The sequence below is a fragment of the Chryseobacterium sp. WG14 genome, assembly GCF_024586945.1.
Lineage (GTDB): Bacteria > Bacteroidota > Bacteroidia > Flavobacteriales > Weeksellaceae > Chryseobacterium.
Window position 1 is genome coordinate 45,046 of record NZ_JALCZD010000002.1, and the last position, 20,142, is coordinate 65,187.

Genomic DNA, 20,142 nt, shown 5'->3' on the forward strand with positions numbered 1-20,142 from the left:
ATTTTCAAGGAAACTGCAAAGAGCTTATTTTCGGGAATTAAAAATATTACTAAAATATAAGGAAACAGAAACTAAAAATAAGCATTACTCTTCTTTTCTATAACAGATACCTGAAAATTTCACCATGTAAAATATTAATATTTTACATGGTGAAATTTTCTTTTAGCTTCTAAAGAAAACGCAACTATTTATTCTTTTAAAAAATATAAATATATTATTGAAAATCAGATAAAAATTCCTTAAAAGCAAGTAAGTTAAAACGAAATAATAATTCAAAAACTTGTGAATAATTGTTATATTTTTATTGTAATTTAAAAATATATCAAATGAAAACAAAAACTTTCCAATTAATTTGCATTTTTATTGTTATATTTCAATATGCACAGATAGGAATCCTTACAAAGGATCCCAAAGCAGCCCTAGATGTTAATGGGAATACCGTCATAAGACAAGTTCCTCAAACAAACACCTTGCCTGGATATCAATTTTTACTCATGAATCAAAGCAATTCAGAAGTATCCCAAATAAGTCCGGGCAACATAAATTTTTCAGATACGTTAAATCCATCAGTGTATGCAGCAAAAAAAGCTTCAGGTATCAGTCTGCTAAGTTTGGGAATTTTTCCGTCGGGATTTAGATCCGTAAATTTTACAACAACTGAAAAAACAACAGGAAATCCCACTTTATTCTCTGATGCAGAAAGCGCTTATACTGCTCCATCCAATGGAGTATATCTTATAGGCTATACCTTTCGTTATGGTACCGGATTACAGGCATCACTATTAGCCGACACCCCGGGTATCGGAATAGTACTAACAAGAGCAAACACAGCGACTATACTAGACAGCCGTGTTTTCAGTGGCATCAATTTGTCGATATTACTTAGCGTAACCATTTCAGAATCCACGATAAATTCACTGTATACTTTGCAGGCAGGTGATAAAATTTCTTTTGGGCTTATAGGTTCCGGTTTATTAGATGTAGGACTATTAGGATCCAGTACATCATCTTTTTATATTTACAAAGTGTCTAATTAATGTAAGGGAGAAATTTCAGTAATTCAACTACCCTGTTTTTTTAAGATGTTAAAAACAATAAGATCATAAAGCGCCTTTTTTAGAGTATAGATGGCAAAAAAACAGCTCCTATTCTATGATTACAAGTTTAATATTATAATCAGTCATTAATTTTAGCTCCTTTATATCTGAATTAATTTGCACCTTTGCAGTTCAGTTTAAACAAAACCTTATATAATTTATGAAGATTGCATTTTTGGGACCTCATGCCAGTTTCACACAGCTTGCGGCCGCCCAGCTTTTTCCGGAAGATGAAATTTTACCTCAGGCCAGTATTTTGGATTGTTTTAATGCAGTGGAAAGCGGTGAAGCTGTAAAAGCAGTCGTTCCATTGGAAAACTCCATAGAAGGAACAGTTTCAATGACACTGGACTATTTATATAAGACACCGTCTATCAAAATAGAAGCAGAAGCGGTGATGCCTATTGCACATCATCTGATGATTCATCCCGGGAATACCATAGAGGATATAGAAAAAATATATTCTCATCCCCAGGCTTTAGCACAGAGTTTCCATTTTCTGGATACCCATTATAAAGAAATCACCAAACAGGACTTTTCATCTACTGCTGCTGCTGCAAAATATGTTTCAGAAAATAAAGACCTTAAGATTGCTGCAGTTGCCAATCAGTTTGCAGCCAATTTATATGGTTTAAAAATTATCAACCGTAATATCCAGGATTTTGAACAGAATCATACCCGGTTTATTATTATTTCCAAACAACAGAACCAGTACCAGAGTGATCGTCTTGAAATTTTAGGTGAAAAATCTGGTATGCTTATTACTCTTCCGGAAGATCATGCCGGAGGATTGCATCAGGTTTTATCGGTTTTTGCATGGAGAAAGATGAACCTTAGTAAAATTGAATCCAGAACTTTGAAAACAGGTTTGGGCAATTATTTCTTCTTTATCAATGTGGTGGGCAAATGGGAAGAAATCCTTCATGGGAATGCGCTTAGGGAGCTTGAATCTATCCATGCAGAAGTGGATTTTCTGGGGAATTACAAAGAATTTCTATTAGAAAGCTAACATTATAATTTTCAGCACAAAAAAGCACGAAAACACTGTCATTATGACAGTGTTTTCTGTTGTGAAATATACTGAAAACCACTGATAATCAAAAAGATATAAATACCAATCCTCAGCTTTAAAAGCAGTGTTAAAAAAAATACAATTCAAAACATCAAGATATATTATATTTTTTATTAAATTTGATACAGTAAAATTTAAGGAATCAAAAACCGTAACCAAATTATGGAATATACTAAGACATGATATAATTATATGTTTAATATATTATCAAATAATTAATATTAAACTTATATAATCATCAACCCAAAGCAAATTACTGCTTTTACCCAAAAAAGGAGAAACTAATTAAAAAAATTCGATCATGAAAACTAAAATTTACAGCTTATTACTAGCGTGTTCTACTTTACCCCTATTTTCCCAGGTTGGTATAAACACATCAGCTCCCACAGCAACATTAGATGTCAATGGAAATGCGAAAGTACGTATTACTCCCGCAGCGCCTTCATTAACAGGATATCAGGTCCTAGGTCTTAACACGACAACTTCGGAGATGGCCAGCATAGACCCTCAGCTTCTCTACGCCGGAGCCAACACCAACTCTTCTCTTTATGCTGCAAAGAAAACTGCAGGAATCAGCCTTTTGAGCTTAGGATTATTTCCATCAGGATTCAGAGCAGTCAACTTTTTGACGGCAGAAAGAACCATTGGATCAGCAGCTCTGTTCAATGACACAGACAACACCTTTACAATTCCATCAACGGGTGTTTATGCTATAGGATTTGCTTTCCGTTATGGAACAGGACTCCAGGCTTCTATATTAGCAAACAATCCCGGAATTGGTATCGTAAGAACAAGAGCCGGAGTTTCTACTACTATTGACAGCCGTGCATTTAGCGGAGCCAATCTTATCCTGCTAAGTCTGACCATTTCTGAAAGCTCTCTTAACTCAGTGTATTCATTCCAGGCAGGAGATAAAGTTTCGTTTGGCCTTGTAGGATCAACAGCTTTGGATGTAGGATTATTAGGATCCAGCGTCGCTTCATTCTATATCTACAAGGTATCGAATTAATAAAAAAACATATTGTTAGTTATTTATATAGTTAATCCATCACATGAATTGTGGTGGATTAATTTTTGCAGGTGATTTCAAACATTTAGCTATATTTGATAAAAACTATGAAATGAATGAATATCTCTTTGCTATATTAATTATTATCATTGCAGTTATTTTCAACAATCTGAATACTAAAATCAGAAAACTTGAAAAAGAGGTATCGGATCTTAATTCCAAAATTAACCCGTTATCAAATCATTCTCAGCCTGTTCAGGAAGAAATTTCTTCTGAAAAAAGCAATTCTCCGCAACAGATTCAGCCCCATGAAATTTATAACACAGAAAGCCCGGTTACTATAATCCGTGAAGATCCTCCTGCTACTCAAAAAGACTGGTTTAGCCCGGTTTTCGAATTTTTAAAACAAAATGCACTCACCATTGTAGGTATTTTTACCCTTGTCCTGGGAATCGGTTATTTTGTAAAGTATGCTATTGATAAAAACTGGATTGGAGAAACAGCACGCGCCGGCATAGGGCTTTGTACAGGTATTACCATTATCCTTACCGGACATTTCCTACGAAAAAATTACGCCACTTTTGCCTCAATTATCACTGGAGGAGGGATTGCTGTTCTGTACTTTACCGACACGATAGCCTTTCGGGAATATCATCTTTTCACTCAGAATACAGCGTTTATTATCACTACTTTGATTACAGCAGGTTCTATTGCACTCTCCTATTATTATAAAAGTGAGGTACTGATTATCTTTTCGTTATTAGGTGGATTTTCAGCTCCTTTGATGATCAGTAGCGGCCAGAGCAATTATACTTTCCTTTTTATTTATATAAGTCTTTTAAATATAGGAATGCTTGTTACCGCTTTCCTTCAGCGTTGGAAAAGTGTGGGCTGGACAGCCTTTATTTTTACCAGCCTTTATTTGTTTTCCTGGACCACAGAAAAGCCGGAGCTTTTAAGTATTGTATTTTATAGTATCAGCTATATTATCTTTTATATTTTTGCCCTTCAAGACTATATCAAAAAGAACATCCTGTCAACTTCAGGGATTTTAATGCTTGCGTTAACTAATTTCTTCAGTGTTATAGGGCTTGTTTATATTTTTAATGAATTAAAATATGAACCTGTTATCATCTTTCCAGTAGCATTTGCCATTCTCAATGCAATGCTTTTATTCAGGGAATATGGAAGAAAAAATTCAGGCATTTCCTATTCTGTTTTTGCAGGAATAACGGTAAGCTTAATTACCATAGCCATCGCTCTTCAGTTTGAAGCTCACCTGATTACCAGTGTATGGGCTATAGAAGCAAGTCTTCTTCTTTTTATCTGGAAAAAAACTGGGCACAAAATTTTCAAAAACTGTTTTTACATCTTATTTCCTCTTGTTATTATTGCCCAGATCATCACATGGACAGAATATTTCAATGCAAAAAATCTGAATATTATATTTAATCCTGTATTTTTAACCAGCCTCGTAACCATTGCTACAAGCATTATCAATCTATTTTTATTAAAAGAAACACAGGAAAAACAACCACGAAACAGCAATGTCCCTGAAGAGCTCATAACCATTATTAGCTTTGGTGCCATCTATACTGCTTTATTGTCTGAAATGATCTACCATCTTTCCGGAATGCCCTGGGAAGCCATCATCAATGCAGCGTTATTATTCAGTATGTATTACGTTTTTACCTTATTGCTTTTCAGAAAAAAACTGAATATCCAAAATAGCTTTCAGACACTATTTATTTATTTTTTCCTTTTTTTACTGATCATCACCTCGTCTGCCTCCACTCTATCGGTGGTTACAGCAATACTGTCAAAAAAACTTCAGACCGGATTTTATTTCATCCATCTGTTGCAATGGATTCCCTTTATTTATATAGGTATCAGTATAATTCCATCATCAAACTTTAACAGGACAAAGATCTCTTACTGGATTTTTGCACTGGCACTGATCATTGCCGTTAGCTGTGGCCTTCATCACTCCTATCTACTCGTTAACGCCAAGGACATGCTACACTCTTATGAAGTAACAGAGCGCTTCAATATTTTATATTTACCTATAATATGGACCATCTTAGCCAGTATTTTCATCTATGCAGGGTTAAAAAAGAATATTCAGGAATATAGTAAAATAGGTTTTGCCCTTATTGGCATTATGGTACTGAAGCTGTATGGCTATGATGTATGGCAGATGGACAATATCTCCAGGGTAATTGCATTTATTATCCTTGGAATAATCTTATTATTAAGCTCATTTACCTTTCAGCGTCTTAAAAACATGATCGTGAAAATAGTGGATAACAAAGATAAAAATGCTAATGGAGCAGATTCACCATCTGAATAAACTTCATTATCGGTAAACAAAATTTAAAACATCTTGAAATTACATCCACATTTCACAAAAAAGAACTATATTTATCACGTTTTTAACAGTTACATATTCTGATTATGAAAAAAATACTCTACTCTTTTTTACTTCTTTCATCTGCAATGTTATTTGCACAGAAAAACACATCTGCAAAGTTTGCAATTGCACATGATATCATCGGGACAGTAGATATGTTTAATGCGAACAAAAGCATTATTCAAAGCTCAAAAGTGTATAATACTCCAGCCAGCCTACCTCAAAATCTGAAAAAATACAGCTTTATTTCAGAAAATGGTATTACAGAATACAAAATTAAAAGTAACTATGGGCTAGACAGAATTTCATTAGCTTCTCTGAATAAGCAAAATAATCTTCCGGAGACGAATCCTGTATTTATTGAAGGCTATGAATTCTCAGATACCAATACTCTGGTATACGGAGATATTCTTGGAAGATCAGAAGTAAAAGACTATAACGGCCAGAAAACATTGTATATTTATACCAGCCGTTAATTTAAATGATATTAAAAAGGATACTGCGCTACAGTATCCTTTTTATTTTAATATTTATTATTCCATTTTTTCTTAAGCTCTTCATAGATCTTCTTTTCTGTAGAGTTATTTCCGGGCTCATAAAGTTTTATATCTTTTATTTCTTCCGGAAGAAAATTCTGTTCTACAAAATTTCCTTCATAAGAATGGGCATATTTATATTCTTTGCCATAATCCATATCTTTCATCAGCTTTGTTGGAGCATTTCTCAAATGAAGGGGTACAGGCAGGTTCCCGGTTCGTTTTACCAATGCCAGCGCTTCATTAATGGCCATGTATGCAGAATTACTCTTAGGGGAGACCGCAAGATAAACTGCAGCTTCACTTAATATGATCCTTGCTTCAGGATTTCCGATAACATTGACCGCCTGAAAACAGTTATTGGCAACAACCAGAGCATTAGGATTGGCCAAGCCTATATCTTCCGCAGCCAAAATAAGCATTCGCCTTGCAATAAATTTAATATCCTCACCTCCCGCAATCATTCTGGCCAGCCAATACACGGCTCCGTTAGGGTCACTTCCACGCATGGATTTGATAAAAGCTGAAATAATATCATAATGCTGCTCACCATTCTTATCATACAAAGCCATTGTTTCCTGAAGAATCTCAAGCACATTGGCATTATTTATTTCTTTAATTGCTGAGTTTTTATACTGATTCAAAACCAGTTCTACAGAATTGATCAGTTTTCTGGCGTCTCCACCCGAATATTGTATTAAAGCTTCGTTTTCTATAATTTTAAAATCCGTTTTCTCATCTTTGTTATACCGGTCAGAGGCTGTATCAATAAGCTCTTCCAGCTTTTCATAACTTAAAGCTTTAAGAACATATACCTGACTTCTCGAAAGCAAAGCCGAGACTACTTCAAAACTTGGGTTTTCTGTGGTGGCCCCTATTAAAACAATCCAGCCTTTTTCTACTGCATGCAGTAATGAATCCTGCTGGGATTTATTGAAACGGTGAATTTCATCAATAAATAAAATAGGTGATTTTCCGGAAAACAAATTCTGCTTTTTGGCATCATCAATCACATCACGCACATCCTTTACTCCCGATGAAACTGCAGATAACTTATAAAACTTTCTCCCTGACTTCTCAGAAATAATTTCCGCCAGTGTGGTTTTCCCTGTTCCCGGAGGTCCCCAAAAGATCAGAGAATTCAGGGTGTTATTTTCAATCATCTTCCTGATCGTCCCCTTTTCTCCGGTAAGATGCTCCTGTCCCAGAACTTCATCCAGGTTTTGGGGTCTTAATTTTTCAGCTAATGGAATATTTTGATTCAAGGTAAATTTATTTTTTTAAGATCAATACTTCAGATTTCAGATCCCTGAAACTTCTAACAAAATTAAACTAATTTTAAATTTTTTACCCTATTTTTGCATTGTTTTGAAACTTACATTCAATAAAATCATTACATTTCCTTTGGTAATTTTGATAAAATTTTACCAGTGGTTCATCTCGCCATTACTTCCCAAAAACTGCCGTTATGAGCCTACATGCTCTCATTATATGTTGGAAGCTCTTAGGGTTCACGGTATTTTTAAAGGATTCTGGCTGGGGTTCAAAAGAATTTTAAGGTGTCATCCCTGGGGAGGAAGCGGATATGATCCTGTTCCCCACAAACATAAAAATCAGTAAACAAACTATTAAATCAATAGAAATGAATAATATTTTTTTCAGACTTTACCTCGTAATGCTTGCATTCGTCACACAATTTCTTTTTGCACAGCAATATCCGGGAGGTTTATCTGACGGAACTTTAGAAATAAACGGAAACAATGTTCCTGTAAAAATCTATTCTACAACGGAAGTTGGCGACCTTAACGCTTTTCCGGAAAAAGGAATCAATAATGTTCTGGTTATTCTTAATGAGTCTAATTTTGAGCCTGCCTATTTTAATTACAGTGCAGAAACGTTAACAAGATTCAAGGATTCCAGATACCAGTTTTTTGATAAAAATTTTAAATTGATAAATTCCCCGGTTACGCAGGATAATATCACAGATTATAAATATGCTGTAAAGTCTGATAAAGTTATTACCCCATCTGATAAAGTAGAACTTGAAACTCCTTTTAAAATCTGGGACCCTTCAAAAGGGATTAAAATCTTTTCATTTACCCTGCATTTCTATAGCCTGATGTTTGTTTTTGCGTTTGGTTTCGGATACATTGTAATGACAAGGATATTCAAAATCGACAATATAAACCAAAAATACCTGGAACCTCTTTTCACATGGACATTGATAGGAACCATTCTTGGAGCAAGATTAGGACATGTTATTTTCTACCAGCCGGAGCTTTTTAAAGAAGACTTCTGGAGTGTATTTTTACCCATCAGCACAAAAAACGGTTTAAAATTCACCGGTTTTTCCGGACTGGCAAGCCATGGAGCAGCTATCGCTCTCATTATGACTACTTTATACTATTCATTTAAAATCATCAAGAAAAACCCTTTTTGGGTATATGACAGATTGGGTATTGTAGTAGCTTTAGGGGGAACTTTTGTAAGAATGGGAAATTTTTTCAATTCAGAAATCTTAGGAAAACAGGCAGATCCCAATTCGCCTTTCGCTTTACTTTTCCCTCAGCAAAGCAGTGAATATGGTATTACAGTACCGCGCTACCCAAGCCAGTTATTTGAAGCTGCCGGATACTTTGCTCTTTTCATTTTATTATGGGTATTGTACAGAAAAACAGATAAAAAATACCAACAGGGTTGGTTATTTGGCTTATTCTTTATCATTCTTTGGGCGATCAGATTCTTTGTAGAGTTCTTAAAAGAACCACAAGGGGATGAATTTATCCAGATAGGAGGTTTGAATACCGGGCAGGTTCTTTCTATTCCATTTATGATCGCCGGAGTTATTATCATGATTGTTTCTAAAAAATTCAAGATTACTCCTGAAGAAAACGGAAAACCGGAGTAGGCTAAAAGGCAAAAAAAAACAGATTTATTCAGCAGGATGACAGCATCCAATACTGAAGATTTCAGATATTATATAAAAAGGCAGATTTGTAGTTACAAATTTGCCTTTTTATTTTTCTATAATTGATCACCGATTTTAAAGGTTCCTAGCAGCTCTTCTGTTCAGCTCATTAAAAACATTTCCTAATTCATCAATAACATCCGTAGGAAGCATCGCTTCTTTTGAATGTTTTGCAGAGGCAAGATCAGCAGCCTTTCCATGAAGCCATACTCCCAATATGCATGCATGCTCTTCAGAATATCCTTGTGCTAAGAGAGATGTGAGAATTCCGGTCAGGATATCTCCACTTCCTCCTTTTGCAAGCCCTGCGTTTCCGGTTATATTATAAAAAACATTCCCCTCGGGGGTAACAACCTGCGTATGATGATCTTTTAAAACGATATAAATATTCAGTAATTTCGCTTTTTCCCGAGCCAGCTCCAATCTTTCAAGTGAGTTTTTTGTGCCTCCGAATAATCTTTCAAATTCTTTTGGATGTGGGGTAATAATAGATTTTTCGGGAATTAAACTACTGTTTTTCTCCTCTTTTGAAAGGATATTTAAAGCATCAGCATCCAGAACCAATGGGTTGGAATAGTCTTTCAGAAATTTCAACAAATTTCTTTCTGTCTCCGGGTCGGTTCCTAAGCCAGGACCAATTCCACAAACCGCATCTGAATCCGTATCAAAATTCTTTATAAAATTCTCTCCTCCTTTTATAAACATCGCTTCCGGGCAAACGGTTTGTACTATTTCATAACCACATTCAGGGGCCAGGGTAAAAGTTAAGCCTGCTCCTGACCTTAAGGCAGCTTTTGTAGCCAATACTACAGCCCCTATTTTCCCATAGCTTCCGCCAACAATATTCACTTTACCATAGCTTCCTTTGTGAGAAAACTCTTCTCTGGGAATAAAAATAGAATCAACAATTACATCATCAGTCACGAAGTAGCTGGTACCTGCTGCTTCAGCATATTGCTTATCAAGCCCAATATCCAGAATAATTACTTTGCCGGTATATTTTCCTGCTTCGGGATGCAGAAAACTTCTCTTCCAGCACTGAAAGCTTAAGGTATAGTCAGCTTTCAGAATTACAGAATCTTCCTTAAACATTTTATCAGCAGGCATTCCGGAGGGAATATCTATTGAAACTTTGCTGTTCTTTTTTGCATTTAACTGCTCCACAAGCATTTTATATTCGTCTTCTAAAGGTCTTGATAAACCCGTTCCCAGAAGGGCATCCACCATCAGTGTTTTATCATCATAATAATCATCAATATCGCTGAACTTTCTGACAGAAATCCCGGAAAAATCCCGGAGCCGTTTCATATTCACCGATGCATCTCCTGACAATTTTCCTTTGGGATCATGTACAAATACATCTACATCAAAACCTTTCGTGTAAAGCATCCTTGCAACAGCCAACCCATCACCTCCATTATTCCCGTTCCCACAAAATACAGCTACTTTTTTATGGCTGTTACAGTTTTCAGATATCCAACCGACAACTGCCATAGAAGCCCTTTCCATCAGCTGAACCGAGGTTATGGATTCCTTGGAAATACTGGCCTGATCCCAGTTCCGTATTTGTTCTGTAGTAAATATTTTCATAGAAGACCTTAAAGTTGTAAGCAAATTACAAAAGATTTTTCATATGACTTATTCAAAGAAATAGGACCTCAAAAGACTATTACTTCATGATCATTCGCTTATTCATATCTTTCTTTATCATTTTGAGGTAAAATATCAGCCACCTTAGACTTTATACCATTTATTGAGGTGCCAGCCTGTAATACATCTGTTGTACCGTGTAAAAGATTATGGGGAAAAGGCAATTGAGGCATTGACAATAGGTTCAGTAATTTTAATTCTTCTTCAGATAATTTCAGTGCTGAGGCTTTTATATTCTCTTGTAGCTGATTCAATGTTCTTGCTCCAAGCAACGTTGAGCTAATACCTTTCTGCTGCATCACCCAGGCAATGGCAATCGCAGAAACAGGAATATTCCTTTCTTTCGATATCATTTGAAGCGTGTCAATTATTTCATAGGTTCCTTCGGTAAGCTCAGGATTTACTCTGCTATCATTCCTCTGACTCATCTTCTGCCCTTTATTTTCTCTGCTATATTTACCACTCAAAAGGCCTTCCTTTAATGGAGACCAGGGCATGATCCCTAATCCCATTTCCAAAGCCATTGGGATTAATTCATTTTCTACCGAACGTTCTAATAAAGAATATTCTAATTGTAGACCAATAAAAGGTGCCCATCCACGGAACTTGGAGATCATCTGGGCTTCTGTTATTTTCCACGCCGGTGTATCAGAAACAGCGATATAGCGTATTTTACCCTCTCTAACCAAGTCATTAAGTGTTGAAATCGTTTCTTCAATAGGGGTATGCGGATCAAATGCATGCATCCAATATAAATCAATATAATCAGTTTTCAAACGTCTTAAAGAACTCTCCAGGGCCTGTATAATAGTCTTTCTTCCTGCGCCTCCACCGTTGGCATCGTAGGGAAACATATTTCCCCAAAACTTGGTTGATAACACCAATGCATCCCGGCGAATAATTTTCTTAGCCAGAAAGTCTCCGATGATTTTTTCTGAATGCCCCTTTGTATAAATATTAGCTGTATCAATTATATTTCCACCCTGATGAATATAATATTCTAAAATCTGATGGGCGTCTGCGGGATTTGTTCCCCAGCCCCAATCTTCACCGAAAGTCATTGTACCTAAAGTAAGCGGACTAATTTTTAATCCCGACTTCCCTAATGTTCTATAATCTGCCAAACTCATAAGATATTTTTTTAAAGTTTTTACCAAAATTATAGCAAGCCTAACGATGAGAATAGCTGCAATCAATCCAAGTCTATCGAAAATCAATCCACAATCAATATACCGATCCTCTATTTTAATACATTTGCAGAATGAACACTTCTGACGCCATATATGATTTTTACAAAAAGAAAAACACCAATATACCCACTCATTATCAATGGGGTACGGGATATTTTGACGTTATAAAAATTAACGATTTACAAAGGCGGGAAGAGCTTATTTCGTCATTATCCTTTACCCGAAAAAATCTATACAAAATCAAATTGATAAAAGGGAAATGCAGGTGTCATTATGCTGCTAAGACTATTGAAATCAACCAATATGCACTGATGTTTATCAATCCCATTATTCCTTTTTTACTGGAAGAGAGCAATGAACCCATAGAAGAGTTTTTCTGCCTATTTAATGAAGAGTTTTTCAGCAATTACGGAAATATAAAAGAATATCCTGTATTTCAGAATACACAGGAAAATATTTTTGACCTATCAGAAATACAATATCTTGAATTTGAAAATACGCTGATCAAAATACAGGCAGAACTTTCATCAAACTACGATTTCAAATTTGATGCAGTCCGGAACCTGACCTACGACCTTATTCATACTATTATGAAGATGAGTAAAGTTCCTGCTAAATCTACTGTAAGAAAAGATGCAGACAACCGTATTACTTTACTTTTTGAAGAACTTCTTGCCATGCAGTTTCCACTGCACTCAGCAACAGATTATATCAAATTCAGGAAACCCCGGGATTTTGCAGCCCAGCTTTCTATTTCTATCAATCATTTAAATAAAGCTGTAAAGCGTACACGCAATAAAACCAGTTCTGAAATCATCACAGAAAGAATCTTACAGGAAGCCCAGATTTTGCTGAAACTAACAGATTGGTCAGTTTCTGAAATAGCTTATCTGTTAGGTTATGAAACACCATCCCGTTTTACTTTTACATTTCGAAAAAAATTTGGTATTCCTCCACTGCTTTATAGAAAGTATCAGGTCCGATAAAATAATAATCCTTGAATATGCATACGTTTATGCCTGTTTAAAAACCTCATCAATTAGGATTACTTTTACTTTAAATTCTTATTTTTCCATAATAAAAAACATTATAAAGTAACGTTTTTTACATTTTTAAATTATATTTTTGTGTGTATACTAATTAAAAAATATAAATTATGGGATTTATTAAAGAATTTAAAGCTTTTGCTTTTAAAGGAAATGTTCTCGATCTGGCTGTCGGTGTTATCATTGGGGCTGCATTTGGTAAAATTGTTACCTCTTTAGTGGAGGATGTTGTCACTCCTTTATTACTAAACCCTGCACTGAAAGCAGCGGGAGCTGAAAATATCTCTAAGCTTACCTGGAATGGTGTTGCCTATGGAAATTTTCTTTCTGCCGTTATCAGCTTCCTGTGTATTGCAATGGTTCTTTTCTGGATCATTAAAGGGGCCAACAAAATCAGCAAGAAGGAAGAAGTGGCACCTGCAGGACCTACAGAAGATCAAAAATTATTAACAGAAATCAGAGACTTACTGAAAAGCAAGAGCACTCTATAATAAAGGTATTGATGCCTCTAACCTGGCATTTATTAAATATATAACCGGAGAAGTTTTACTTTATCCGGTTTTTTTATAGTATGAATTCATGTCTGGCTATAACTTATTGAAAAATTCCGTCCTTACACAAATATCACGTAATTATTTAAACATAATAACAAATTAATAAGAATTATATATATAAAACAGTAATTAACATACAATTAATATGTACAAATGAAATAAAAATAATAAATTCATAAAATGATTCAAAATATAAATTATGAGAAAATTATTTACATTCAGCATGTCTGTATATCTGTTTGCAACTATCATATCCTGTAAAGGTATTGATAATACCATGCCATCTAATGAGGATTCCGTTATAACAGAAGGAACGGTAAATGTAAAAACCTTCAACAAGGTGGTGAATGCTTTTGGGGATAGGCTATCGCAAAGTGCCGAGGGTTCTTTTGCTCTTCCCTCAGATATTGAAAACGTGAAAACAATTAAAATGTTCATTAAAAATGATTGCCCAAATAAAACCTGTGATGAATGGGATCGCTATGCCAATGTATACGTTAAAAATAAAACTACAGGAGACTGGTATGAAATTGGCCGTTTCATCACGCCTTATTGGGTGGGGACAGAAAAATTACAGCGTGGACTGGAAATTGATGTTACCGACTTTAAATCATTATTAACTGGAAATACAGAGTTGAAAATTTATACAGAAACCTGGCTGGCAAAAGGAAGAGAATACAGTGTAGATTTTGATTTTATCTATGGAAACCCTGACTATAAATATTCGGCAGTGATTCCCGTCATCCAATACAACAAATCATCTATAGACGGTGTTCCTTATGGAAAAGCACATACTCTTACTCTTAAAAAGAACATCAAACTCCCTGTTAATACACAAAAAGCATACCTGAGAACGATTGTATCAGGATGGGGACAGGCCGCACCTTATGATATTGGAGGAAGAGGCTGTGCCGAATGGTGTTTCAGAACTCATAATATTGCCATCAACAACATCAATCTATTCCAGCATCAGCTTGGTCCAATTGGCTGCGCCAATAATCCGATTAATAATCAACAACCTGGAAATTGGGTACCAGACAGAGCAGGCTGGTGCCCGGGAATGGTTGTACCAACCCGTACTGATGCATTAGACAGCTCATTGTTTGCCAATACATTCAGCTACGAATACAAATTTCAGAATTGGACTAATAATGGAACCAATGGAGACGCGTATTATGCTATTTCTACCTTTGTAATTGTCAAAAGTAGCACTCCAATTAATCCACCTGTTGTTACAAACTAAACCAAAATATAACGCTCATAAAAAAAGCGGGTTCATTTTTTGAATCCGCTTTTCTATTTCATTTATTGATATTATTGAATCTGTAGAATGCTTGAAATCTGTTCTGCTAAAGAAAGTCCTATTCTATCCTGAGCCTCAAGTGTAGAAGCACCTGTATGAGGAGTCAGAGAGATTTTAGAGTGATTCAGAATTTCCTTAGAAGGCGTTGGCTCATTAATGAAAACATCCAATCCTGCAAATTTCACTTTTCCGGAATCCAATGCTTCAATTAATGCTGCTTCATCAATAACTCCCCCTCTGGAACAGTTAACAACAGCAACCCCGTCTTTCATGATATCAAACTCATTTTTACCAATCATATAACCGTCTTTCTGAGCAGGAACATGCAAGGTAATAAAATCTGAATGTTTCAGAACCTCCTGTAAAGGCTCCGTTTCTATATCTACATTAATAAACTGGTTATTATAGAATTTCACCTTTATACTGGCCTTTCCTACGTTATTATCAGCAGCAACGACTCTCATGCCAAGTCCCAGCGCAATTCTGGCAACTTCCTGTCCTATCCTTCCCATTCCTACAATTCCAATGGTTTTTCCTCTCAGCTCGATACCGGCAGCATATGCTTTTTTAAGTCCCGCAAATTCTGTATCTCCTACTAAAGGCATTTTCCTGTTGGAATCCTGAAGAAACCTTGCTCCTGAGAATAAATGTGCAAAAACAAGCTCAGCCACTGATTCTGAGGAAGCCGATGGGGTATTGATTACATGAATCCCTTTTTCCCGTGCATAAGCTACATCAATATTATCCATACCAACTCCTCCTCTTCCTATGATTTCAATAGAAGGGCAACCATCGATAATATCTTTTCTTACCTGTGTTGCACTTCGTACCAATAAAGTACGGATCTTATGCTCATTAATGTAATCCACCAAAAACTCCTGTGGAACTTTTGCCGTAATGACTTCAAAGCCTTTTTCTGCTAATGCATCAATTCCTGATTGATCCAGGCCATCGTTTGCTAAAACTTTCATAAATACAACTATATTTAAAATTAAAAAGATTTAAAAATTAAAGAGATAGGCTCCCATTTAATTTTTAAATCTTCGAATTATATTTTTTTATTCCCCGTCTTCTTTGAATACTTCGATAGTCACTTGCTTTTCTACCAAATCCGTAAATCTGCCTTTGTATCTTGTAGCTCTTACCAGGTGATTATCTATCCAGTGATAGTTTCCGCCTCTTGGTTTTCCGCAGAGTACACTGTGGTATTTGAAGCCGTGCTTATCCAGCCAGTCAATAGTAATTTGTTTAAGATTTTCTGTTCTTGAAGTAAAAAAACAGATCTGGTGTCCTTCATCATACCATTTGTTTACTGTTGCTAATGCATCCGGGTAAGGTTCGCAGGTAACCATTCTTTCGGGTTCTTCATTAGGAACATCATCTGTAATGGTTCCATCAATATCAATTAAATAATTTTTTACTCCATCCTTAAGAATAGGACTTAAGTGCTCTATGTATTCTAATTCCATCGGTTAACATTAAGGAACAAAGTTAGCGTTTTTACAACTATCACGCACATGAATCTTAGTTTATGTTAAAAATTTACTACAAAAAACACTATTTAATGAATAATATAAACATTTTATTCACCATTTTATCACTTCTGATTAAAAATTTTCGTTTCATAAATTCATTTTATATTGGAAAATATAATATTTAGACCAGAAACAAGTTTAAAGTTCATTTTTTAAAATAAACCCCAGACAATAGCTTCTCCGTAAAAACGAGGTCACTTGATTTTTTTCATTTTTTTTAACGTTATTCTCACCGCTTATTTCTGAATTTCGTTACAAACGCATGATGTTTATCTAAAAATTTCCAAAATACATTTATTACGCTTACATTTGTAGAAATGGAAGAATTAGTAGTTTTAGTAAATTCTGAAGATGAAGTTCTGGGTTTGATGGAAAAACAGCAGGCTCATATCAACGGCTTATTACACCGTGCTTTTTCTGTTTTTCTATTTAACAGTAAAGGAGAAATGCTTCTTCAAAAAAGAGCTTCGGGAAAATACCACTCCCCCAATCAATGGACCAATGCTGTATGTTCTCATCCCAGAAAGGAAGAAACATACCTGGAGGCAGCAAAACGCAGGCTGTATGAGGAATTGGGTATTGAAACAGAACTTTCAGAAAAATTCAATTTTATCTATAAAGCTGATGTAGGTGGAGGCCTTTGGGAGCATGAACTCGATCATGTCTTCGTAGGAAACCATGAGTCTGAATCTGACTTTAATCTGAATACAGATGAAGTGCAAGAAGTAAGATTCATATCTCCGGAAGATCTGGATAAAGAAATGACTGAAGCTCCTGAAAATTTTACCGAATGGTTTAAGATCATTCTTGAAGAATACAAACACCATTTTTAAAAGATGAAAAAAATACTGCTTGTATCCGCTTTATTTTCCGGAAGTTTATTTTTTGCTCAGAAAGCAAAAGCTTACGACAGCCCCAATTATTCTATCAATGTTCCGGAAGGCTGGAAATCTACCAATGACAGTGATATTGTCAACATTTTTCCTACCAACGAAATCGGAGCTATTACTATTTCGGAATATCACGATCTGGGCCTTCCAAAAGAAGAAATGAAAAAATTTATTCTGGCACTGTATAAATCAGAAGATCCTGAGAATAAAATAAAGGAAAATAAAAGTAAAAAAGGATATACTGAATATTTCTACGAATATTTTGATGAAAAAGAAAAGCTTTTCTGGATTACCAGAGCTTTTCAAAAAGACAAAGATCTTTATCTGGTAACGATCAACTGTGGCCAGAAATTCTGGAACGGAAATTATATGACCCTTTTTAATGAGACTTTCAACAGTTTTAAAATAAAGAAATAAAATTAAATATGAAGAAAACAGCCTTGTACGACACTCATGTTTCTTTAGGAGCTAAAATCGTACCTTTTGCAGGTTTTGAAATGCCTGTTCAATATTCAGGAGTAACGGAAGAACATTTTGCGGTAAGAGAAAAAGCAGGATTATTTGATGTTTCCCACATGGGACAATTTTTCATCGAAGGTCCCGGCTCAAAAGAACTTTTACAGTGGGTAACCACCAACAATGTAGATGCTCTGGAAAACGGAAAAGCTCAGTATTCATGTCTTCCTAACGAAGATGGTGGTGTTGTGGATGACCTTATCGTTTACAAAATGGAAGATGATAAATATTTTGTGGTTGTCAATGCTTCAAATATAGATAAAGACTGGAATCATATTTCAAAATATAATACTTTCGGGGCAACAATGACCAATGCGTCTGATGAGATGTCTTTATTGGCAATTCAGGGGCCTAAGGCTACGGAAATCCTTCAGAAGCTTACAGAAGTTAATCTTTCTGAAATCCCTTACTACCATTTTACAGTAGGAAGTGTGGCTGGAGTGAATGACATTATTATTTCAAACACAGGATATACCGGAAGCGGAGGTTTTGAGATCTATTTTAAAAATGAAAGCGCAAAACAGCTTTGGGACGAGATTATAAAAGCGGGTGAAGCTGAAGGAATTATCCCATGTGGATTAGCTTCCAGAGACACTTTACGATTAGAAAAAGGATTCTGTCTGTATGGTAACGATATTGACGATACTACTTCTCCTATTGAAGCTGGCTTAGGATGGATTACAAAATTTGATAAAGATTTTGTTTCCAAAGATATTTTTGCAAAACAAAAAGAAGAAGGCGTTACAAGAAAGTTAGTTGGATTTGAATTACAGGATAAAGGGGTTCCAAGACATGACTACCCTGTTGTAGATGCAGAAGGCAACGTAATTGGAAAAGTAACTTCCGGAACGCAGTCTCCAATGAAAAAGATCGGTTTAGGTCTTGCTTATGTAGACAAGCCTCATTTCAAATTAGGTTCTGAGATCTTTATTCAGGTAAGAAATAAAAATATTCCTGCAAAAGTGGTGAAAGCTCCTTTTGTATAGTATCAATACACAAAAAAGCCGCAGTTTAATTAAACTGCGGCTTTTTTATTTTACAGAGAAAGTACATTAAAACAATCTCTACACTTTCAGATTTCACAATCATCTGCAATAGCAGCAGAAAGATCCGTCTGATGTACACATATCGCCAACTCCGGGATGACCTGATTCTACACCACCAGCTTCTCCACAAAGTGTATAGCAGGTTAACGGAATTTTTATTCCGCCGCTTATCTGTTTCAATTCTGATCTGTTAAGATTCTTTGACTTTAAAAAGTTTTTCATAGTAATAATTTTTTGATGAAAACAAATGTAATCAATTAATGGATTCAAAAACTTTATTATTTCAAAAAACTAGTTAAAAATCAATCATTTACCTATATTAAAGCATAAATATTTCAAAATAGGTAGCTTAAATTAATTTTTAAAAAAATCTTGTAGTGCCTCTATATTTTTCTTATCATTTCCTATAAATATCTCCTTATCAGTAAGGAAAACCGGTCTTTTTAAGAATGTATAATGGTCCAATAGCAGCTCTTCAAAATCTTTTTCAGTTAAAGACTTCAGATCCAGTTCTCTCAGTTTAATCTGGGTTGATTTTTTACTGAACAATGCCTCATAAGACTTCGCTCTCTTATGCATTTCCGTCAGCTCTTCTCTTGTAATGGGTTCTTTTTTTATCTCGCGAAGCTCCCAGCCTTTAAGATCAAATTTTGCTAAAATCTTTCTGCAGGTATCACATGTATTAAGGTGAAATACTTTTTTCATTATTTTTCCAAATCTTTTATTGTTAAAATTCTCATTCGTAAGAATTTCCTTTTCCAAAAGTAGGATTTAATCTAAAACTTTGAAAATTATTAAATAACTTTATTAAAATTTTATAAGATGCAGAACAAACCTATTACTTTTCAGTTTATTTCAGAGCCTTCGGATGTTAATTATGGGGGAAATGTACATGGAGGGAGTGTTATGAAATGGATTGATCAGGCAGGATATGCCTGTGCTACAACCTGGAGCGGAAATTACTCTGTGACAGTATATGTGGGCGGCATTCGTTTTTATGATCCTATTAAGATAGGTGAGGTAGTAAAAGTAGATGCACAGGTCATCTTTACCGGAACCTCAAGTATGCATATTTCAATCAATGTTTTTTCACGAAATCTGAAACAGCCCACCTTTGATAAAAAAACCCATTGTATCATCGTCTTTGTTGCAGTAGATGAAAACGGAAAAAAGCTTCCTGTTCCTAAATGGATTCCTGAAACTGAGGAGGAAAAGCAGCAGGAGAAGTATGCCAAACGTCTGATGGAGCTGAGAACGCAGATTGAGGATGAGATGAAGCCTTTTCTGTAATACAGGATAAAAGGCTGAATAAGGAGTACA

At 35.3% G+C, this 20,142-nt stretch carries 21 protein-coding genes; 14 read left to right on the top strand and 7 right to left on the bottom strand.

The window, feature by feature from the left end; genetic code table 11:
* Positions 1–326: 326 nt before the first annotated feature.
* The 5 genes from MP478_RS03375 (at position 327) to MP478_RS03395 (ending at position 6,064) form a co-directional block, all read left to right on the top strand.
* Positions 327–1,037: a hypothetical protein gene (locus MP478_RS03375; protein WP_230034567.1), complete on the top strand. Its 711-nt coding sequence runs from the start codon at positions 327–329 to the stop codon at positions 1,035–1,037.
* 220 nt (positions 1,038–1,257) lie between these two features.
* Positions 1,258–2,106, top strand: a complete 849-nt coding sequence (gene pheA / locus MP478_RS03380; protein WP_257199585.1) for a prephenate dehydratase — start codon at positions 1,258–1,260, stop codon at positions 2,104–2,106.
* 364 nt (positions 2,107–2,470) lie between these two features.
* Positions 2,471–3,178, top strand: a complete 708-nt coding sequence (locus MP478_RS03385) for a hypothetical protein (protein ID WP_257191001.1) — start codon at positions 2,471–2,473, stop codon at positions 3,176–3,178.
* A 112-nt stretch (positions 3,179–3,290) separates the two neighbouring features.
* The gene (locus MP478_RS03390; RefSeq protein ID WP_257199586.1) at positions 3,291–5,528 is read left to right on the top strand and encodes a DUF2339 domain-containing protein; all 2,238 of its coding nucleotides are present in this window, start codon (positions 3,291–3,293) and stop codon (positions 5,526–5,528) included.
* A gap of 104 nt (positions 5,529–5,632) precedes the next feature.
* On the top strand, positions 5,633–6,064 hold the full coding sequence (locus MP478_RS03395; RefSeq protein ID WP_257199587.1) for a hypothetical protein: 432 nt from the start codon (positions 5,633–5,635) through the stop codon (positions 6,062–6,064).
* Between the two features lie 47 nt (positions 6,065–6,111).
* Here the strand turns inward: MP478_RS03395 and MP478_RS03400 are convergent, their stop codons facing one another.
* Positions 6,112–7,389: a replication-associated recombination protein A gene (locus tag MP478_RS03400; RefSeq protein ID WP_230034557.1), complete on the bottom strand. Its 1,278-nt coding sequence runs from the start codon at positions 7,387–7,389 to the stop codon at positions 6,112–6,114.
* Between the two features lie 103 nt (positions 7,390–7,492).
* On the opposite strand from MP478_RS03400, the gene yidD reads away from it, so the two are divergent.
* A complete protein-coding gene (gene yidD / locus MP478_RS03405) occupies positions 7,493–7,744 on the top strand; it encodes a membrane protein insertion efficiency factor YidD (RefSeq protein WP_047485723.1) in 252 nt (83 codons plus the stop codon).
* A 439-nt stretch (positions 7,745–8,183) separates the two neighbouring features.
* The gene (gene lgt / locus MP478_RS03410; RefSeq protein ID WP_257191126.1) at positions 8,184–9,032 is read left to right on the top strand and encodes a prolipoprotein diacylglyceryl transferase; all 849 of its coding nucleotides are present in this window, start codon (positions 8,184–8,186) and stop codon (positions 9,030–9,032) included.
* 135 nt (positions 9,033–9,167) lie between these two features.
* Here the strand turns inward: lgt and MP478_RS03415 are convergent, their stop codons facing one another.
* Both MP478_RS03415 and MP478_RS03420 read right to left on the bottom strand, forming a co-directional pair.
* Positions 9,168–10,682, bottom strand: coding sequence for an NAD(P)H-hydrate dehydratase (locus MP478_RS03415; protein ID WP_257199588.1), 1,515 nt, complete (start codon positions 10,680–10,682; stop codon positions 9,168–9,170).
* A 98-nt stretch (positions 10,683–10,780) separates the two neighbouring features.
* Positions 10,781–11,872 (bottom strand): aldo/keto reductase, encoded by a 1,092-nt coding sequence (locus tag MP478_RS03420; protein ID WP_257199589.1) that lies wholly within the window; start codon positions 11,870–11,872, stop codon positions 10,781–10,783.
* Positions 11,873–12,003: 131 nt separating this feature from the next.
* Here MP478_RS03420 and MP478_RS03425 point away from each other — a divergent pair, with 131 nt between their 5' ends.
* From MP478_RS03425 to MP478_RS03435, 3 genes are all read left to right on the top strand, one after another.
* Positions 12,004–12,918, top strand: coding sequence for an AraC family transcriptional regulator (locus MP478_RS03425; protein ID WP_257199590.1), 915 nt, complete (start codon positions 12,004–12,006; stop codon positions 12,916–12,918).
* Between the two features lie 170 nt (positions 12,919–13,088).
* Complete coding sequence (mscL, locus tag MP478_RS03430) at positions 13,089–13,469, top strand: large conductance mechanosensitive channel protein MscL (protein WP_257190995.1); 381 nt, start codon at positions 13,089–13,091, stop codon at positions 13,467–13,469.
* A 262-nt stretch (positions 13,470–13,731) separates the two neighbouring features.
* On the top strand, positions 13,732–14,775 hold the full coding sequence (locus MP478_RS03435; protein WP_257199591.1) for a peptide-N-glycosidase F-related protein: 1,044 nt from the start codon (positions 13,732–13,734) through the stop codon (positions 14,773–14,775).
* Positions 14,776–14,846: 71 nt separating this feature from the next.
* Here the strand turns inward: MP478_RS03435 and MP478_RS03440 are convergent, their stop codons facing one another.
* On the bottom strand, positions 14,847–15,806 hold the full coding sequence (locus MP478_RS03440; protein ID WP_230034545.1) for a D-2-hydroxyacid dehydrogenase: 960 nt from the start codon (positions 15,804–15,806) through the stop codon (positions 14,847–14,849).
* An 87-nt stretch (positions 15,807–15,893) separates the two neighbouring features.
* Positions 15,894–16,304, bottom strand: coding sequence for a phosphoheptose isomerase (locus MP478_RS03445; protein WP_027372827.1), 411 nt, complete (start codon positions 16,302–16,304; stop codon positions 15,894–15,896).
* A 383-nt stretch (positions 16,305–16,687) separates the two neighbouring features.
* Between MP478_RS03445 and idi the strand changes: the two genes are divergently transcribed.
* From idi to gcvT, 3 genes are read left to right on the top strand one after another with little or no spacing between them, the layout of a single operon-like run.
* Positions 16,688–17,203: an isopentenyl-diphosphate Delta-isomerase gene (gene idi, locus MP478_RS03450; RefSeq protein WP_257199592.1), complete on the top strand. Its 516-nt coding sequence runs from the start codon at positions 16,688–16,690 to the stop codon at positions 17,201–17,203.
* Between the two features lie 3 nt (positions 17,204–17,206).
* Positions 17,207–17,677 (top strand): hypothetical protein, encoded by a 471-nt coding sequence (locus tag MP478_RS03455; protein ID WP_257199593.1) that lies wholly within the window; start codon positions 17,207–17,209, stop codon positions 17,675–17,677.
* 8 nt (positions 17,678–17,685) lie between these two features.
* The gene (gene gcvT / locus MP478_RS03460) at positions 17,686–18,762 is read left to right on the top strand and encodes a glycine cleavage system aminomethyltransferase GcvT (RefSeq protein ID WP_257190991.1); all 1,077 of its coding nucleotides are present in this window, start codon (positions 17,686–17,688) and stop codon (positions 18,760–18,762) included.
* 99 nt (positions 18,763–18,861) lie between these two features.
* Here the strand turns inward: gcvT and MP478_RS03465 are convergent, their stop codons facing one another.
* Both MP478_RS03465 and MP478_RS03470 read right to left on the bottom strand, forming a co-directional pair.
* The gene (locus MP478_RS03465; RefSeq protein ID WP_257199594.1) at positions 18,862–19,044 is read right to left on the bottom strand and encodes a hypothetical protein; all 183 of its coding nucleotides are present in this window, start codon (positions 19,042–19,044) and stop codon (positions 18,862–18,864) included.
* A gap of 132 nt (positions 19,045–19,176) precedes the next feature.
* A complete protein-coding gene (locus tag MP478_RS03470) occupies positions 19,177–19,527 on the bottom strand; it encodes an arsenate reductase family protein (protein ID WP_257190989.1) in 351 nt (116 codons plus the stop codon).
* Between the two features lie 117 nt (positions 19,528–19,644).
* On the opposite strand from MP478_RS03470, the gene MP478_RS03475 reads away from it, so the two are divergent.
* Positions 19,645–20,112 (top strand): acyl-CoA thioesterase, encoded by a 468-nt coding sequence (locus MP478_RS03475; RefSeq protein WP_230034533.1) that lies wholly within the window; start codon positions 19,645–19,647, stop codon positions 20,110–20,112.
* The last annotated feature ends 30 nt before the right edge of the window (positions 20,113–20,142 follow it).

What these genes read in the sequence shown, in the direction of transcription:
- gcvT (WP_257190991.1), top strand. Translation starts at nt 17,686, where the DNA reads ATGAAGAAAACAGCCTTGTACGACACTCATGTTTCTTTAGGAGCTAAA.
- MP478_RS03420 (WP_257199589.1), bottom strand. Translation starts at nt 11,872, where the DNA reads ATGAGTTTGGCAGATTATAGAACATTAGGGAAGTCGGGATTAAAAATT.
- MP478_RS03455 (WP_257199593.1), top strand. Translation starts at nt 17,207, where the DNA reads ATGAAAAAAATACTGCTTGTATCCGCTTTATTTTCCGGAAGTTTATTT.
- MP478_RS03415 (WP_257199588.1), bottom strand. Translation starts at nt 10,682, where the DNA reads ATGAAAATATTTACTACAGAACAAATACGGAACTGGGATCAGGCCAGT.
- pheA (WP_257199585.1), top strand. Translation starts at nt 1,258, where the DNA reads ATGAAGATTGCATTTTTGGGACCTCATGCCAGTTTCACACAGCTTGCG.
- MP478_RS03390 (WP_257199586.1), top strand. Translation starts at nt 3,291, where the DNA reads ATGAATGAATATCTCTTTGCTATATTAATTATTATCATTGCAGTTATT.
- MP478_RS03425 (WP_257199590.1), top strand. Translation starts at nt 12,004, where the DNA reads ATGAACACTTCTGACGCCATATATGATTTTTACAAAAAGAAAAACACC.
- MP478_RS03465 (WP_257199594.1), bottom strand. Translation starts at nt 19,044, where the DNA reads ATGAAAAACTTTTTAAAGTCAAAGAATCTTAACAGATCAGAATTGAAA.
- MP478_RS03440 (WP_230034545.1), bottom strand. Translation starts at nt 15,806, where the DNA reads ATGAAAGTTTTAGCAAACGATGGCCTGGATCAATCAGGAATTGATGCA.
- MP478_RS03445 (WP_027372827.1), bottom strand. Translation starts at nt 16,304, where the DNA reads ATGGAATTAGAATACATAGAGCACTTAAGTCCTATTCTTAAGGATGGA.
- MP478_RS03470 (WP_257190989.1), bottom strand. Translation starts at nt 19,527, where the DNA reads ATGAAAAAAGTATTTCACCTTAATACATGTGATACCTGCAGAAAGATT.
- MP478_RS03375 (WP_230034567.1), top strand. Translation starts at nt 327, where the DNA reads ATGAAAACAAAAACTTTCCAATTAATTTGCATTTTTATTGTTATATTT.
- MP478_RS03395 (WP_257199587.1), top strand. Translation starts at nt 5,633, where the DNA reads ATGAAAAAAATACTCTACTCTTTTTTACTTCTTTCATCTGCAATGTTA.
- mscL (WP_257190995.1), top strand. Translation starts at nt 13,089, where the DNA reads ATGGGATTTATTAAAGAATTTAAAGCTTTTGCTTTTAAAGGAAATGTT.
- MP478_RS03435 (WP_257199591.1), top strand. Translation starts at nt 13,732, where the DNA reads ATGAGAAAATTATTTACATTCAGCATGTCTGTATATCTGTTTGCAACT.
- MP478_RS03385 (WP_257191001.1), top strand. Translation starts at nt 2,471, where the DNA reads ATGAAAACTAAAATTTACAGCTTATTACTAGCGTGTTCTACTTTACCC.
- MP478_RS03475 (WP_230034533.1), top strand. Translation starts at nt 19,645, where the DNA reads ATGCAGAACAAACCTATTACTTTTCAGTTTATTTCAGAGCCTTCGGAT.
- idi (WP_257199592.1), top strand. Translation starts at nt 16,688, where the DNA reads ATGGAAGAATTAGTAGTTTTAGTAAATTCTGAAGATGAAGTTCTGGGT.